15 protein-coding genes are annotated in these 15,377 nt (G+C 73.7%); 3 read left to right on the top strand and 12 right to left on the bottom strand.

Annotated elements, in window-relative coordinates; genetic code table 11:
- Window positions 1–62: 62 nt before the first annotated feature.
- From ACZ56L_RS25285 to infC, 5 genes are all read right to left on the bottom strand, one after another.
- Entirely contained in the window at window positions 63–1,163 is a 1,101-nt protein-coding gene (locus ACZ56L_RS25285; protein WP_401760807.1) for a sensor histidine kinase, read from the bottom strand.
- Window positions 1,164–1,235: 72 nt separating this feature from the next.
- Window positions 1,236–2,075: a TrmH family RNA methyltransferase gene (locus tag ACZ56L_RS25280; protein WP_401761021.1), complete on the bottom strand. Its 840-nt coding sequence runs from the start codon at window positions 2,073–2,075 to the stop codon at window positions 1,236–1,238.
- A gap of 176 nt (window positions 2,076–2,251) precedes the next feature.
- Entirely contained in the window at window positions 2,252–2,638 is a 387-nt protein-coding gene (gene rplT, locus ACZ56L_RS25275; protein WP_189827453.1) for a 50S ribosomal protein L20, read from the bottom strand.
- Window positions 2,639–2,743: 105 nt separating this feature from the next.
- The gene (gene rpmI / locus ACZ56L_RS25270; protein WP_030387121.1) at window positions 2,744–2,938 is read right to left on the bottom strand and encodes a 50S ribosomal protein L35; all 195 of its coding nucleotides are present in this window, start codon (window positions 2,936–2,938) and stop codon (window positions 2,744–2,746) included.
- A 135-nt stretch (window positions 2,939–3,073) separates the two neighbouring features.
- A complete protein-coding gene (gene infC, locus ACZ56L_RS25265) occupies window positions 3,074–3,721 on the bottom strand; it encodes a translation initiation factor IF-3 (RefSeq protein WP_345226640.1) in 648 nt (215 codons plus the stop codon).
- Between the two features lie 385 nt (window positions 3,722–4,106).
- On the opposite strand from infC, the gene ACZ56L_RS25260 reads away from it, so the two are divergent.
- Window positions 4,107–4,496 (top strand): DUF1844 domain-containing protein, encoded by a 390-nt coding sequence (locus ACZ56L_RS25260; RefSeq protein ID WP_345224746.1) that lies wholly within the window; start codon window positions 4,107–4,109, stop codon window positions 4,494–4,496.
- Between the two features lie 41 nt (window positions 4,497–4,537).
- Here the strand turns inward: ACZ56L_RS25260 and ACZ56L_RS25255 are convergent, their stop codons facing one another.
- From ACZ56L_RS25255 to ACZ56L_RS25245, 3 genes are all read right to left on the bottom strand, one after another.
- The gene (locus ACZ56L_RS25255) at window positions 4,538–5,278 is read right to left on the bottom strand and encodes an SseB family protein (RefSeq protein ID WP_401760810.1); all 741 of its coding nucleotides are present in this window, start codon (window positions 5,276–5,278) and stop codon (window positions 4,538–4,540) included.
- Between the two features lie 265 nt (window positions 5,279–5,543).
- Window positions 5,544–6,698, bottom strand: coding sequence for a type VII secretion-associated serine protease mycosin (gene mycP / locus ACZ56L_RS25250; RefSeq protein ID WP_471066515.1), 1,155 nt, complete (start codon window positions 6,696–6,698; stop codon window positions 5,544–5,546).
- The gene (locus tag ACZ56L_RS25245; RefSeq protein ID WP_471066513.1) at window positions 6,695–7,648 is read right to left on the bottom strand and encodes a hypothetical protein; all 954 of its coding nucleotides are present in this window, start codon (window positions 7,646–7,648) and stop codon (window positions 6,695–6,697) included. The genes mycP and ACZ56L_RS25245 overlap by 4 nt, the downstream gene beginning before the upstream one ends.
- Window positions 7,649–8,232: 584 nt before the next feature.
- Here ACZ56L_RS25245 and ACZ56L_RS25240 point away from each other — a divergent pair.
- Window positions 8,233–9,459, top strand: coding sequence for an amino acid deaminase/aldolase (locus ACZ56L_RS25240; protein ID WP_471066511.1), 1,227 nt, complete (start codon window positions 8,233–8,235; stop codon window positions 9,457–9,459).
- 3 nt (window positions 9,460–9,462) lie between these two features.
- Here ACZ56L_RS25240 and ACZ56L_RS25235 read toward each other — a convergent pair whose 3' ends face one another.
- The 4 genes from ACZ56L_RS25235 to ACZ56L_RS25220 all read right to left on the bottom strand — a co-directional run bounded on the left by ACZ56L_RS25235 (window position 9,463) and on the right by ACZ56L_RS25220 (window position 14,546).
- Complete coding sequence (locus tag ACZ56L_RS25235) at window positions 9,463–10,419, bottom strand: DUF2510 domain-containing protein (RefSeq protein ID WP_471066509.1); 957 nt, start codon at window positions 10,417–10,419, stop codon at window positions 9,463–9,465.
- Window positions 10,420–10,470: 51 nt separating this feature from the next.
- Entirely contained in the window at window positions 10,471–11,289 is an 819-nt protein-coding gene (locus ACZ56L_RS25230; protein WP_471066507.1) for a 3-oxoacyl-ACP reductase, read from the bottom strand.
- Between the two features lie 5 nt (window positions 11,290–11,294).
- Window positions 11,295–12,647, bottom strand: coding sequence for an aldehyde dehydrogenase family protein (locus ACZ56L_RS25225; RefSeq protein ID WP_468688187.1), 1,353 nt, complete (start codon window positions 12,645–12,647; stop codon window positions 11,295–11,297).
- A 534-nt stretch (window positions 12,648–13,181) separates the two neighbouring features.
- Window positions 13,182–14,546 carry a glutamine synthetase family protein gene (locus tag ACZ56L_RS25220; RefSeq protein ID WP_345224729.1) on the bottom strand — a complete coding sequence of 455 codons (1,365 nt, stop codon included), beginning with the start codon at window positions 14,544–14,546 and terminating at the stop codon, window positions 13,182–13,184.
- A gap of 87 nt (window positions 14,547–14,633) precedes the next feature.
- Here ACZ56L_RS25220 and ACZ56L_RS25215 point away from each other — a divergent pair, with 87 nt between their 5' ends.
- Window positions 14,634–15,371 carry a FadR/GntR family transcriptional regulator gene (locus ACZ56L_RS25215; RefSeq protein WP_471066505.1) on the top strand — a complete coding sequence of 246 codons (738 nt, stop codon included), beginning with the start codon at window positions 14,634–14,636 and terminating at the stop codon, window positions 15,369–15,371.
- Window positions 15,372–15,377: the final 6 nt, after the last annotated feature.

Below are 15,377 nucleotides of genomic sequence, written 5' to 3'. Positions count from 1 at the left end.
ACGCAAAGGTGCCAAAAGTCGAGTCTAAAGGGCCGTGGGACGCGAAGAAGCCCGTGGGGCGCTCAGGCCAGGTGGGCCGGGGCCCCGACGGGCAGAACAAATCGGAACTCGGCGCCGCCGCCGGGCCCGCGGCCGACCGTGATCGTGCCGCCGTGCGCCGAGACGATGCCCTTGACGATGTAGAGGCCCAGGCCGGTGCCGCCGCGCTTGCTGCCCCGCCAGAAGCGGGTGAAGACGCGGCTCAGCGACTCCTCGGGAATTCCCGGTCCCTCGTCGCTGACGGTCACGGCCGTTCCCTTCTCGTCGTCCTTGGCGGTGGCGGGCGCCACCTCAATGGTGACCATTCCGTCGCCGTGGCGCACCGCGTTTTCCAGCAGGTTGCCGAGCACCTGGTCGATCTTGTCGGGGTCGGCCCACAGGTCGGGCAGCGGGTGGGCGATCCGTACGAGAAAGCGGTCGGCACTCTGACCTGCGGAGACAAGGGAGTGGACATGCCGGGCGACGGCGGCGGCGACGTCGACGGGCTGCCTGCGCAGCTCCAGCCGTCCGGTGTCGATCCGGGCGATGTCGAGCAGTTCGGCGATCAGGCGGGCGATGCGGTCGGCGTCGTTGTCGACGGTCTCCAGCATCATCAGCTTCTGGTCGTCGGTGAAGCGCTCCCACTTCTTCAGCAGGGTCCTGGTGAAGCCCTTCACCGAGGTCAGCGGCGAACGCAGCTCGTGGGCGACGGTCGCGATCAGCTCGGCGTGGCTGCGCTCGGTGCGCCGCCGCGCCTCGGTCCCGCGCAGCGACACCACGACCCGCCGCACCGGCCCTCGCGGATGCTCCCGTACGTACCGCGCCGACACCAGCACTTCGCGCCCGTCCGGCAGCAGCAGGTTCCGCTCGGGCTGTCCGACGCGGATGGCGAGCCCGTCGTACGGATCGGTGAGCGTCCACCAGCGACGCCCCTTGAGGTCTTCGAGCGGGAGTACGTCGACGAGCGGACGCCCGAGCGCGCGGCGGGCCGGGACGGCGGTGATCCGGGCGGCGGCCGCGTTGAAGCAGACGACCCGGCCGGTCTCGTCGGCGACGACGAGACCGTCGGGGAGGTCGTCCGCGCCGATCCCGGACGCGCCCAACTCCCTTACCGCGGCGGTCTGTTCCGTGATCTCCGCGACCATTCCCGTACCCCCACTTCCCGAGTGGCGCAGCAGGGCCCCCGAGCCCGTCACCCTACTCCGGCCGAAAGCTCCTCAGGCAGTGGTGCGTACCCGCTGTGCCCGCGCGGATGCGTACAGGCACACGGCGGCGGCCGTGGCGAGGTTCAGGCTCTCGGCCCTGCCATGGATCGGGACGCGGACGACGGCGTCGGCGAGCGCCCGGGTCTCCTCGGGCAGGCCCCAGGCCTCGTTGCCGAAGACCCAGGCGGTGGGGACGCCCATGGTGCCGGCGTCCAGCTCGTCGTCGAGGTCGTTGTCGCCCGCGCCGTCGGCGGCCAGGATGCGTACGCCCGCCGCCTGGAGTTCGGCGACGGCCTGCTCGACGGGGACCCCGACGGCCACCGGCAGGTGGAAGTGGGAGCCGACCGAGGCGCGCACGGACTTGGGGTTGTAGAGGTCCACGGAGGCGTCGGTGAGGACCACCGCGTCCGCGCCCGCCGCGTCCGCGCAGCGCAGCACCGTGCCGGCGTTCCCGGGGTCGCGGACGTGCGCGAGGACGGCCACCAGCTTGGGCCGCGCGGCGAGGATGTCCTCGAACGGCGAGTCCAGGAAGTGGCAGACGCCGACGATGCCCTGCGGGGTGATGGTCTGCGAGATCTCGGCGAGGACCTCGTCCCCGGCCAGGTGCACCCGGGCCCCGGCGGCGTGCGCGGCGTCCACGATGTCGGCGTACCGCTCCGCGGTCTCCACGGTCGCGAACAGCTCGATCAGCGTCGGCGTCCCGTCCGGGCCCCGGTGTCCGACGGCCTCGCGCACGGCCTGCGGCCCCTCGGCGATGAACCGGCGCTCCTTGCCCCGGAAGCTGCGCTTGGCCAGCCGCTTGGCGGCGGCGACACGGGGGGAACGCGGGGAGATCAGCTCGGGGGTGCCCATGGGTGTGCGGCTCACTTCCATGACGTGCGTACGAGGGGGGCGACTGCGTCTTCCCGGGGACGGCCCCCGGGCCCCCGGCCGGGAGACGAGCCGGGAAACAACCGGACCCGCAGGCGCTTGGTGCGCCTGCGGGTCCGGCTTCGAGCCAAGAAGGGCTTCTGCCTGTCCGGGGAGGACTAGGCGGCGGCCTTCGGGGCGTTGACGTCGCTCGGAAGCGCCTTCTGGGCGACCTCGACGAGCGCGGCGAACGCGTTGCTGTCGTTGACGGCCAGCTCGGCGAGGATCTTGCGGTCCACCTCGATGTTGGCGGCCTTCAGACCCTGGATGAGGCGGTTGTACGTCATGCCGTTCTCGCGGGCAGCGGCGTTGATGCGCTGGATCCACAGCTGACGGAAGTCGCCCTTGCGCTTCTTGCGGTCGTTGTAGTTGTAGACCAGGGAGTGGGTGACCTGCTCCTTGGCCTTGCGGTACAGGCGCGAACGCTGGCCGCGGTAACCCTTGGCGGCTTCGAGGATTGCCCGGCGCTTCTTGTGGGCGTTTACTGCGCGCTTGACGCGTGCCACTTTTGACTCCTTGTAGCGGGGCCGTGGGGGAGTTCACACGACCCGAAAACGAATTGGTCCCGGTCTCGTTCCAGTGCTCCGGCGGGTGGGCCGGGAGCAGTGGAATTACTTGCCGAGAAGCTTCTTGATCTTCGCGGCGTCGCCCGGGGCCATCTCGGCGGTGCCGGTGAGGCGGCGCGTCACGCGGGACGACTTGTGCTCAAGCAGGTGGCGCTTGCCGGCGCGCTCGCGGAGCACCTTGCCGGAGCCGGTGATCTTGAAGCGCTTCTTGGAACCGCTGTGCGTCTTGTTCTTCGGCATAGCGCCGTATCTCCTCGTCAGTGCCGCTCCCCCCGGCCCCCGGTGCGGGCACCGGTACTCAACGGAAGCGTCAGATCTTTGGTTGGGGGTTTCCGGTCCGGGACCCGGGGGCCGCCTGGATGGCGGCCCCGAGGATCACGCCTCGGAAGGTGCCTCGGCCGGAGCCTCGGCGACGACCTCGGCTGCCGCCGGCTCGTCGTCCTGGGCAACGCCCTGACGCTCCGCCTTGCGGGCGGCCTGGGCCTCGCGGGCCTCGGCCATCGCCTCGGTCTTCTTCTTGTGCGGGCCAAGAACCATGATCATGTTCCGGCCGTCCTGCTTCGGATTGGACTCGATGAAGCCCAGGTCCTCCACGTCGGAGGCGAGTCGCTGAAGCAGCCGGAAGCCAAGCTCGGGACGGGACTGCTCACGACCACGGAACATGATCGTGATCTTGACCTTGTCACCCTGCTTGAGGAACCGGACGACGTGACCCTTCTTGGTGTCGTAGTCGTGCGGGTCGATCTTCGGGCGGAGCTTCATTTCCTTGATGACCGTGTGCGCCTGGTTCTTGCGCGCCTCACGGGCCTTCATGGCCGACTCGTACTTGAACTTCCCGTAGTCCATGAGCTTGCACACGGGCGGACGGGCGTTCGCCGCGACCTCGACCAGGTCGAGGTCGTACTCCTGCGCCAGTTCCAGGGCCTTCGCGAGCGGGACGATGCCCACCTGCTCGCCGCTGGGTCCGACAAGTCGCACCTCGGGAACGCGAATCCGGTCGTTGATGCGGGGCTCGGCGCTGATGGATCCTCCTCAGTAGCACCACACGACTGTCTGGCAGACAGCCGCGAGACGTCTTATGTCTTCGGACCAACCGCGCGGGAACGCAAAAAATGCCCCGGACGGGACACAGGCAGGGCTCCTGGATGTACCGGAGCACCGCCGCGTCTGAAACCGCGGGGCGCGCACATCGGACAGTTCCATCGTCCGTACGGAACGATGGTGACCGTCTTCTGACCGGTGACCCACCGTCCCGGGGGACGGTCAGGTGGGAGAAACGGAGCCTCCACTTGTGGGCCGGGCACAGATGTGTCCGGCCGGTCGCTCGACCAGCCTACCAGGGGGAGGCGGAACGGGCGAACCGGTCCGGTGTGCGAAGCCGGGCCGGCCGGGACCTATCGTTGACGGCATGAGCGACGCGACCAGCAGCACCGGCACCACCGGCACCACCACCGAAGGCCAGAACCCCGGCTTCGACGACCTCACCCGCGACATCGCGGACGTGCCCGCCGTCGAGGTGATCACCACGGTGGCCGTGCACCTGATGAGCGCCGCCGCCGTGAACCTCGGACTCGCCGAGGGCGGCGAGGACCAGAAGGACCTGGACGAGGCCCGCAAGCTGATCCAGGCGCTGGCCGGCCTGATCACGGCCAGCGCCACGGAGATCAGCTCGTTCCACGCGGCCCCGCTGCGGGACGGCCTGAAGTCCCTGCAGCTCGCCTTCCGCGAGGCCTCGGTCGTACCGGACGAGCCGGGTCAGGGCCCGGGCGAGAAGTACACCGGACCGGTCTACGGCTGAGCCGGGCCGGTCGCGGGACCGGTGACCGCCCGGGGAGCCGTTCAGCGTGCGAGGAGCGGCTCTCCGGGCGGCGTGCTGCCGGGGGGCAGCAGGGCCAGGTCCAGTCCTCGTACGAGACGGGCGCGCAGGACGTCGTCCTGCGCGAGGGCGTTCGCGATGCGGCGCGCGACCTCGGCGGGGGCGGCGTCGGGAGCCAGTGCCAGCGCGAGGGTGCCGTCGGCCTCACCGGGGCCGAGGTGGGCGCGGAGCACGGCGGGCTCGGCGGCGACCAGGGCGCGGACCGCTTCGACCACGGCCGGGTCGTCCAACGGGCGGGTACTGGTGCGCCCCTCGGCGAGGGCGCGCAGCGCGGGCCCGGTGAGCTGGAAGGGGACGGGGCCCGCGAGGTCGAGGACGACGGTGTCGGCCTGCTCGTGGGCGGCGGCCTGGAGGGCCTGGTGCAGCGGGACGGCGACGGGGCGGGCGGCGGGGTCCCACAGGGCGAGGGCCTCGGTGGAGGTGAACGCCGGGAGGGCCTTGCGCTCGCCCGCGCGGAGGGTGGGCACGGCCATGTCGCTGGTCTTCTCGCGCTTGAGCCCGGTCTCGGGGTCGGTCTCGACCTCGCCGAGGACGGCGACGACGGGGACCAGGAGCCGGGCGCCGGGGAGGGCCTCGATGACGCGCTGATGGGCTCGCGCGTCCTGCGGGCCCGCCGCCCAGGCGGCGAGGGCGGAGGCGAGGGCGGGGTGGGCGGTGCCGTCGTCGTCGGAGAAGCCGGGGTCCGGGATGTTCTTGAGCTGCACGGGGTCGAGGGTAGTCGGTGGGGGCGGGGCGCTCGGGCGCGGGCCGCTCGGGCGCGGGCCGCTTGGGCGCGGGCCGCTCGGGCGCGGTGCGGGGTGGGTTGTCGAGGGGCGGCGCCGGGGGGCTTTTCCGTGCGGGTGCGTCGTGGCTGGTCGCGCAGTTCCCCGCGCCCCTGCATGCCTGCCCTACGGGCGGTGTGACGGCCGGGGGTGCGGCCCGTCGGGATGCCTGTCTGCGGGCGGTACGTCGGCCGGGGTGCCCGCCGGGTCAGCGGCGGCGGGAGGTGTGCCAGAGGGTGGCGGCCGTGGCGAGGAGCAGCAGGCCGGCGCCGCCCGCGGCCAGGGACCAGGTCTCCGGGCCCGTCGCGGCCGGGGCGGGGGCCGTCGGGCCGGGACCGAAGTAGGGGGCCGAGTGGCCCGCCGCCGTGGAGTGGACGGGGGTGCGGCCACGGGTCGCCGCCGCGATCGCCGCCGCCGGGTCCACCATGCCGTGTCCCCGGGAGTCGTCCCGGCCGCCGGAGGGGGCGTCGCGGGCCGTGCGGGCCAGGAGGCGCTTGATCTCGGCCGGGGGGAGGTCCGGGTGGGCGGCGCGGACCAGTGCCACCGCCCCCGACACGAAGGCGGACGCGGCGCTGGTCCCCCAGCCCTCGTAGTAGCTGCGGTCGGGGTCCGCGATCACGACGTCGACGCCGGGCGCGGCCACCGTCGCGTACCACCGGCGGGTGGAGAAGGAGGCGTGCGTGCCTGCCGCGTTCACGGCCGTCACCGCGATGACGCCCGGGTAGGCCGCCGGGTAGGAGATGTGGTCGCCCTTCTCGCCGCCGTTCCCCGCGGAGGCGACGACCACCGCGCCCTTGCGCAGCGCGTACTGGACGGCGGCGTCCTCCTCCGCCTCGGGGTGCGCGGACTCGCTGTCGTCGCCCAGGGAGAGGTTGATGACGTCGGCGCCCTGGTCGACGGCCCACCGGATGCCCTCGGCGAGGGCGTTGCCCCGGGACTCGCGGGCCTTGTCCCGGGAGGGGTCCGTGCCTTCGAGGATGACCCGTACCGGAAGCACCTTCGCCTCCGGGGCCACGCCCAGCACTCCTTCGCCCCGGGCGGGGCCGTGCCCGTGGCCCGCGATGATGGACGCCATCGCGGTGCCGTGCCGGGCCCAGGAGCGGTCGCCGCTCTTCGCGCCGAAGCCGACCAGGTCACGGCCGGGCAGGACGTTGCCGGTCAGGTCGGGGTGCTGGTCGTCGACGCCGGTGTCCAGGACGGCGACCGTCACGCCCGCCCCCTTGGTGGTGCGCCACGCCTCCTGCGTGTGCATCGCCGCCAGGCCCCACTGCTTGTCGCGGACGGTGTCGGCGCGGGCGGGAGCGGCGGACAGCGCGACCAGCAGGGCGGCGGCGGCGCCCGCGAGAGCGGGGCGGCGGTTCATCCGGGCGTCTCCGTGGGCTTCTGGACGGTCGTGCGCAGGCCGCGTTCGACCCGGTCGGCGATGCCCTTGGCCTCGTGGCCGAGGCCGGACTGGGCGGGGGCGCTCGTCGCGCCGTCGGCGGTGGCGCGGGGGGCGGGCTGGGGGTCGGTGACGGCGCGTCCGTCGGCGAAGCCGGACACCGCGTACACCACGACGGGCGCGTCCCCGAGCACGCGGACCGTCCAGCTCGCCCGCTGCGCGTCGCCGAACCCGGCGGCGACGGTCTTCGGCACCGGGAAGGCGCGCGGCATCAGGTCGGCGCGCTCGGCCAGCTTCTCGCGGACGAACCGGGTGCGCAGGGCGTTCGTCGCGGCCCGGTCGCCCTGGGTGAAGACCAGGCCGACGGTGGTGACGCTGCTGGCGGTGGCGTCGGTGTAGGTGGCCCGCAGCAGCCGGGCGCAGCCGACCGGCCCCAGTGCCGTGAGCAAGAGCGGGTCGAGGGCGTCCGCGCAGGGCCCGTCGGGGGCGACGGCGACCCGGGTCCAGGCCCGGTCCGCGCCGCCGGGGCCCGCGCCCCGGCCCTTGAGGGTGCGGGGGAAGAGGGTGTCGACGGGGGTGCTGTGCCAGGCGGTGCGGGCGTCCTGGAAGCGGCTCTCGGGGGTGACGGCCGCGGGGGTGTCGACGGCGAGCAGGCTCCCGGCGGCGGCACCGCCGAGGAGCCCGGCGCCGAGGACCGCGCAGACGGCAATCGCCGCGATACGGGCGGGACTTCGGCTGCCGGGGGGCCGCGGCCGGGCAGTGCGCCCGGCGGGACTCTGCTCGTCCTCGCGCGCCCAGTGCTGGGGCGGGGCGAAGACCGGGGGCGCGGCCCCGTCCGCCCAAGGCGTCGGATCGGCCTGCCCGGCCCCGCGCGGGGCCGGCGCACGGCCCCCGGTCTCTCCGGCCGCGGCCGGTGCGGGCTCCCGGCCCACGGCGGGCGCGGTCGCCAGGGCGTCGCCCGCGGGCCCCGGCCCGCCCCCGGGGCGCCGGGGGCCGGCCGAGGGGGCGGGGTCCGCGATCGTGCCGGCGGGTGCGAGGGCCCCCGGGCCGGACGGCGCCGGGTGCGGGGGCGCCGCGGGAGCCGCGCCGGTGGACCCGCTCCCGGAAGCACCGGGCCCGGCCCAGGAGCTGGACGGCGCCACGGGCGCGGCCGGGGGCGCACCGGCGGGCCGGGCGGACGGAGCGGGCGCGGGGCGGGGAGGGGCCGCGGGGGGTGGGGCGGAGGGGCGGGGAGGGATGCGGGGGCAGTGTGGTTCGGTGGTCATCCGGCCCCCAGGTCCGTCTCTTGTGGTACTCCCGGCACGTACCCCGCCGCACTCCCGGCACCCGGGGCCTCCAGCGGAATTCCGTCACTCTACGGGCTGGCCGCGCCCGGGCGGGAACCGGTGCGCGGCGTGGGACGGATCTGACCGGAACGTCCCTCCGGGATCCGCCGACCGGTACAGGTGCCGCCCTTCCGGGGCCGACCTCCGAACAGGCCCTACCGGTCGGTAATCCTCTCTGGCAAGCTGCGCCCATGACTCTCCGTGCCGCTCACGCCCAGGCCCCCCGGGCCGCCGACCGTGCCCGCTACGACCGTGCGACCGCGCATCTGGACGGCCCCCTCGCCGTGGTCGACCTGGAGGCGTTCGACGACAACGCGGCCGACCTGGTGCGCCGGGCCGGCGGCAAGCCCGTCCGGGTGGCGAGCAAGTCGGTGCGGTGCCGGGCGCTGCTGGAGCGGGTGCTGGCGCGGGACGGCTTCGCGGGCGTGATGTCGTACACGCTCGCGGAATCCCTGTGGCTGGCCCGGTCCGGCTTCGCGGACGTCCTGCTGGCCTATCCGTCGCCGGACCGCGCGGGCTACGCCGAGCTGGCCTCGGACCCGAAGCTGGCGGCCGCGGTGACCGTGATGGTGGACGACGTCGCGCAGTTGGAGCTCATCGACCGGGCGCGGGACGGCGGGACGCAGGAGATCCGGGTCTGTCTGGAGATGGACACCTCGCTGCGGATGCTCGGCGGGCGGGTGCGGATCGGCGCCCTGCGCTCGCCGCTGCGCGAGCCGGAGCAACTGGCCGAGCTGGCCCGTTCGGTCGACCGCAGGCCGGGTTTCCGGCTCGTCGGGATCATGGCGTACGAGGGACACGTGGCCGGTGTCGGCGACCTGGTGCCCGGGCGACCGGTGCGCTCGCGGGTGGTGCGGGCGATGCAGGGTGCGGCGCGCAAGGAGCTGGCGGTGCGGCGGGCGGCCGTGGTGCGGGCCGTGCGCGGTGTCGTACCGGATCTGGAGTTCGTGAACGGCGGCGGGACCGGGAGCGTGGAGAGCACGGTCGCGGAGGACGCGGTGACGGAGGTGGCAGCCGGGTCGGGGCTGTACGTGCCGCGGCTGTTCGACCACTACCGGGCCTTCGACGGGCGTCCGGCGGCGCTGTTCGCGATGCCGGTCGTCCGCCGTCCGGGCGTGGGCGTGGTGACGGTGCTCGGCGGCGGCTACCCGGCGTCGGGGGTCGCCGGGCCGGACCGCTCCCCCGTGCCCTACCTGCCGGAGGGCCTGCGCTATGACGCGCAGGAGGGCGCGGGAGAGGTGCAGACGCCGCTGCTGGGGGCGGCGGCGGACGACCTGCTGGTCGGCGACAAGGTGTGGTTCCGGCACGCCAAGGCGGGCGAACTGTGCGAGCGGTTCGCCCAGTTGCAGCTCATCGAGGGCGACCGGGTGACGGGCGCCGCGCCGACGTACCGGGGTGAGGGGCACACCTTCCTGTAGCGGTCAGCCGGCGTTGCGGATGCCCTGGGTGATCTTGTCCATGCCGTCCAGGGGCGGCCCGTCGGGGCCCGCGTCGAAGGCGAACCGCACGAGGACGATCGAGGCCGGGCCCATGTTGCTGGGGAAGGCCAGGGACTGGACGTACCCGCCGGGGCCCTTGCCCGTGACGACCTTCCAGCGGACCAGGTGGCCCTGCTTGCCGGCGACGGTGACGGTCTCGGCCTTGACCTCCTGGTGGGAGGTGATGCCGCCGTGCTTCTGGCGGTCCAGGACGTCCTTGCCGTAGGCGAGTTCGGCGGCCTTGGCGATGTCGGCCTTGGCCACGGCCTCGGGGGTGGTCTGGCCGGCCGGGGCGGTGCGGGAGCTGACCGTGCCGTGGTGGCAGTAGCCGCCCTCGGCGGGGCAGTCGTACGTCTCCTCGGTCTGCATGGACGCGGCCTCGCGGTCGCCGCCGAACTCGGGGATCTCCCAGCCGTCGGGGACCGGCAGCGTGATGCCGTTGAGCTGGTCGGCGAGGACGGTCGCGCCCGCCGAGGGGCCGGGGGTGACGGGCGGCGGGGTGGGGGCGCCGCTGCCGCCGGGCACGGGCTGCGTGGTGGCGGCAACCGGCGGCGGCTCGGGGTCGTCCTCGCCGCCGAGGACGACGACACCGGTGACGATGGCCGCGACCAGGACGGCCCCGGCGGTGATCACGGCGATCAGGCCGCCCTTGCCCAGCCCCCCGCCGCCTGCGCCGGGAGGGGACGACGGCGGCGCCGGGGCGCCGGCCTGGGGCTGGGCGGGCGGAAACCCGTACCCCTGCGGCGGCTGCTGCGGGTAGCCGTACTGAGGAGTCTGCGGGGCCTGCGGCGGCCGGCCGGGGGCCCGGGTGTGCGCGCTCCAGGCGGTGCCGTCCCACCAGCGCTCCTGGGTGGGAGCGCTGGGGTCCGGGTACCAGCCGGGCGGGGTCGTCATGCTCATGCGGCACACCTTAGACGGCGTGCGGCACGCGTCCAGGCCCGGAGCGGACGCCTAGAGCGGAGTGACGTACGCGCCGGAGATCCCGCCGTCGACCAGGAAGTCGGTCGCGTTGACGAAGGAGGCGTCGTCGCTGGCGAGGAAGGCGACGGCCGCCGCGATCTCCTTCGCCTCGGCGAACCGGCCGAGCGGGATGTGCACCAGGCGGCGGGCGGCGCGCTCGGGGTCGGAGGCGAACAGCTCCTGGAGCAGCGGGGTGTTGACGGGCCCCGGGCACAGTGCGTTGACCCGGATGCCCTCCCGGGCGAACTGCACGCCCAGTTCGCGCGACATGGCGAGGACGCCGCCCTTGGAGGCGGTGTACGAGATCTGGGAGGTGGCCGCCCCCATGACGGCGACGAACGACGCGGTGTTGATGATCGAGCCGCGCTTCTGCCGCCGCATGTACGGCAGGGCCGCCTTGCAGCACAGGTAGACGGAGGTGAGGTTGACGTCCTGGACGCGCTTCCAGGCCTCCAGCCCGGTGGTGAGGATGGAGTCGTCGTCGGGCGGGCTGATCCCCGCGTTGTTGAAGGCGATGTCGACGCTGCCGTACGTGTCGTACGCGGCCTTGAACAGGGCGTCGACCTGCTCGGCGTCGGTGACGTCGACGCGGACGAAGGTCCCGCCGACGGCTTCGGCGGCGGCCTTGCCCGCGGTCTCGTCGATGTCGCCGCAGACGACGTTCGCCCCCTCGGAGGCGAGACGCCGGGCGGCGGCGAGGCCGATGCCGCTGCCGGCGCCGGTGATGACGGCGGTGCGGCCGACGAGGCGCCGGCAGACGGCCTCGGCGTCCGCGGCGCTCTCGGCGCTCTCGATGTGCTCGGTGCTCATGCTGGTCAGGCCTCCGTGCTGATGAAGACGTTCTTGGTCTCGGTGAACGCGGTCAGGGCGTCGGGTCCGAGCTCGCGCCCGAGACCCGACTGGCGGTAGCCGCCGAAGGGCGTCCAGTAGCGGACGCTGCTGTGGGAGTTGACGGACAGGTTGCCCGCCCGCACGGCCTGCGAGACGCGCAGCGCGCGCCCCACGTCGCGGGTCCAGATCGACCCGGACAGCCCGTACTCGGTGGCGTTGGCGAGACGGACGGCGTCCGCCTCGTCCTCGAAGGGGAGGACGACGGCGACGGGCCCGAAGATCTCCTCGACGGCGGCGGGATGGTCGGGGTCCAGCCCGGTGAGCACGGTGGGCGGGAACCAGAACCCGGGCCCTTCGGGGGCCGTGCCCCGGATGCCGGGCGCGTCCTCGTCGACGTACGTCCGTACGCGATCGAGCTGGGCCTGCGAGATCAGCGGCCCCATCTGGGTCTTCTCGTCGTACGGGTCCCCCACGACGACCGCCTCGACGAGCGGGGCGAGCAGCTCCAGGAACCGGTCGTGGACGCTGCGCTGGACGAGGATGCGGGTGCGGGCGCAGCAGTCCTGCCCGGAGTTGTCGAGGAACGACATGGGGGTGGCGGCCACTGCGGCTGCCAGGTCGGCGTCGGCGAAGACGATGTTGGGGCTCTTGCCGCCGAGTTCCAGGGTCACGCGCTTCACGCGGTCGGCGCACGCGGCCATGATCTGCTTGCCGACGCGGGTGGAGCCGGTGAAGACGATCTTGGCGACGCCGGGGTGTTCGACCAGGGCGTTGCCCGCCACCGGGCCCTCGCCGGGCAGGACCTGGAAGAGGTGCTCGGGGAGGCCGGACTCCAGGGCGAGTTCGGCGAGGCGCAGGGCGGTGAGGGGGGTGGTCTCGGCGGGTTTGAGGATCACCGCGTTGCCGGCGGCGAGGGCGGGGGCGGTGGCCCAGGCGGCGATCGGCATGGGGAAGTTCCACGGGGCGATCACGCCGATCACGCCGAGGGGTTCGTGGATCGTGATGTCGAGGCCGCCGGGGGCGGGGATCTGGCGGCCGTTGAGGCGTTCGGCGCCGCCGGCGGAGTAGGTGAGGAGATCGCGGACGTTGCCCGCTTCCCAGCGGGCGTTGCCGAGGGTGTGGCCGGCTTCGTCGACCTCCAGCCGGGCGAGTTCTTCGACGTGGTCGTCGACGAGGGCGGCGAAGCGGTGGAGGTGGCGGGCGCGGGTGGCGGGCGCGGCGGCGGCCCAGGCCCGCTGGGCGCGGGTGGCGCGGGCGACGGCGGTGTCGACGTCGGCGGGGGTGGCGGCGGGGACGGTGGTGAGGAGGTCGCCGGTGGCGGGGTTGAGGATGTCCACGGGGGTCCTTGTCGGGTGGGCTGGCTTCCGGGCTACGGGGGACGTGTCCCGTGCCCCTTTCAGGGGAGCGGGGAACTGCGCGCTCAACCACGACGCTCCTGCACGGAACCGTGCACGGCTGCGCGGCGAGCGCTTCAGGTGGAGGGGCGGGTCCGGGGCCTCTCCTGCCCGAGCCGGGCGGGGCTGAGGCGTCCGGTGCCGGGGCTGAGCTCTCGGCCTTGGCGGAGGAGCTTGCCCGGCGCAGGCGCTCGGGCAGGGGCGGCACCCGGACGGGCCGGGAGCGGGAGGGGCCGCCCCCTTGCCCGCCCTCCCCCAAGCTCTCGGCTTCGCTCGAGCAGGGGGTGCCCCCCTCGCCCCCTTGGGGCGGCCCCGTCGCCCAAGGGGCCTTGGGACGAAGTCCAAGGGATGGGGGTGGTAGGACGGCTGCGAAAGCCCAAGGAGGCTGGGGGGAAGGGGAACAAGGGGACGGAGGTGGAGGAGGTAAGGGTGAAGGGAGGAAGGGGCGAGAGGGTGAGGGGAGGAAGGGTGAGGGGATTACATGCGTTCGAAGGAGCGGCGGAGTTCCCAGTCCGTCACCGCCGCATCGAACGCCCCCACCTCCACCCTCGCCATGTTCCCGTAATGCGCCACCACCTCCTCCCCGAATGCCTCCCGCGCGATGGGACTGGCCTCCCAGAGCTCCGCCGCCTCCCGCAGCGTGCTGGGCACGCGCTCGTACGCGGCCGTGTACGCGTTCCCCCCGCACGCCTCCGGCAGCTCCAGCTTGTGCTCGACCCCGTGCAGCCCCGCCGCGATCATCCCCGCCACCGCCAGGTACGGGTTGACGTCCCCGCCCGGCAGCCGGTTCTCGAACCGCATCGACGCCCCGTGCCCGACGACCCGCAGCGAACACGTCCGGTTGTCGAGGCCCCAGGCGACGGCGGTCGGCGCGAAGGAACCCGGCTGGAAACGCTTGTAGGAGTTGATGTTGGGGGCGTACAGCAGCGAGAAGTCCCGCAGCGCCGCCAGCTGTCCCGCGAGGAAGTGCCGCATCAGCGGCGACATGCCCTCGGGCCCCTCCCCCGCCATCGCGCTGCGGCCCTCCGCGTCCCGCAGCGAGAGGTGGATGTGGCAGGAGTTGCCCTCCCGTTCGTTGTACTTCGCCATGAAGGTGAGGGAGACGCCCTCCTGCGCGGCGATCTCCTTCGCCCCGTTCTTGTAGACGGCGTGCTGGTCGCAGGTCCTCAGCACCTCGTCGTACTTGAACGCGATCTCGTGCTGCCCGGGGTTGCACTCGCCCTTGGCCGACTCCACGACGAGCCCTGCCGCCGCCATCTCGTTGCGGATGCGCCGCAGCAGCGGCTCGACCCTGCCGGTCCCCAGGATGGAGTAGTCGACGTTGTACTGATTGACCGGCGTGAGGTCCCGGTAGCCGGAGTCCCAGCCCTCCTCGTACGTGTCCTTGAAGACGATGAATTCGAGTTCGGTGCCCGCGTGCGCGGTGTAGCCCAGTTCGGCCAGCCGTTCCATCTGCCGGCGCAGGATCTGCCGGGGCGCGGCGACGACGGGTGAGCCGTCCTGCCAGGTCAGGTCGGCCATCAGCATGGCGGTGCCGGCGTTCCAGGGCACCCGGCGCAGTGTGCCGAGGTCGGGGCGCATCCCGAAGTCGCCGTAGCCGCTCTCCCAGGAGGACATGGCGTAGCCGTCGACGGTGTTGAGGTCGACGTCGACGGCGAGGAGGTAGTTGCAGCCCTCCGCGCCGTTCTCCAGGACCTCGTCGAGGAAGAAGGGGGCGGCGAACCGCTTGCCCGTCAGCCGGCCCTGCATGTCGGGGAAGGCCAGGACGACGGTGTCGATCTCTCCGTCCGCCACCAGGGCGCGCAGCTCGTCGAGCGGGAGCGGGGGTGTGCGGTCTGCCACGGGAAGTTCCTCCTTGGGTCAGCCGGAAGCCACCGGGAGCCCTAAGGTATGGCCCAAGACCATTGATTGGGAAGGGGGTTCGGGCGCGTGTCGGACGAGGGGGCGCGGGATCGGGAGCGGGACCGGCTGACGGCCGTGCTCCGGCCCGTCCGGGCGGGCAACGGCTTCGAGGAGGCGCTGGAGCAGGTGCTCCAGGTGCTGCGGCTGGGTCTGGTGCCGGCAGGTGAACGGCTGCCTTCCGAGCGGGAGTTGGCCGACCGGATGGGCATCAGCCGGGTCACCCTGCGCGAGGTGCTCAAGGTGCTCCAGGAGCAGGGCCTGGTGGAGAGCAGGCGCGGCCGCTACGGCGGCACGTTCGTGCGCCGCCGCCCGGAGACCCCGGGCGGGGCGGAACTGCGGCGCCGGGTGGGCGAGTCGGACGTGGAGGACGCGCTGCGCTTCCGGGAGGTGCTGGAGGTCGGGGCCGCCGGGCTCTGCGCCGCACGCGGACTGCACGGGCCGGAGGCCGACCGGCTGCGCGACGCGCTGGCCGCCACGCACGACGCCCCGCTCGCGGAGTACCGCAGGCGGGACACCCTGCTGCACCTGACCCTCGCCGAGCTGTCGGGGTCGCCGCGGCTGGCCGCGCAGTACGCGGCGGTGCGCGCCGAGGTGAACGAACTCCTGGACTGCATACCGCTGCTGGTGCGGAACCTGGAGCACTCCCAGTCCCAGCACACGGCCCTCGTGGACGCTGTACTGGCCGGGGACGCGCACGCGGCGCGCGCGGCGATGCGGGAACACTGCTCGGGCACGGCGGCCCTGCTGCGCGGCTTCCTGACCTGAGCCGTG

It is taken from the genome of Streptomyces sp. NPDC039736 (assembly GCF_055596485.1).
The sequence above is the reverse complement of the archived record's forward strand: the minus strand, read 5'-3'. Positions and strand labels throughout refer to the sequence as shown.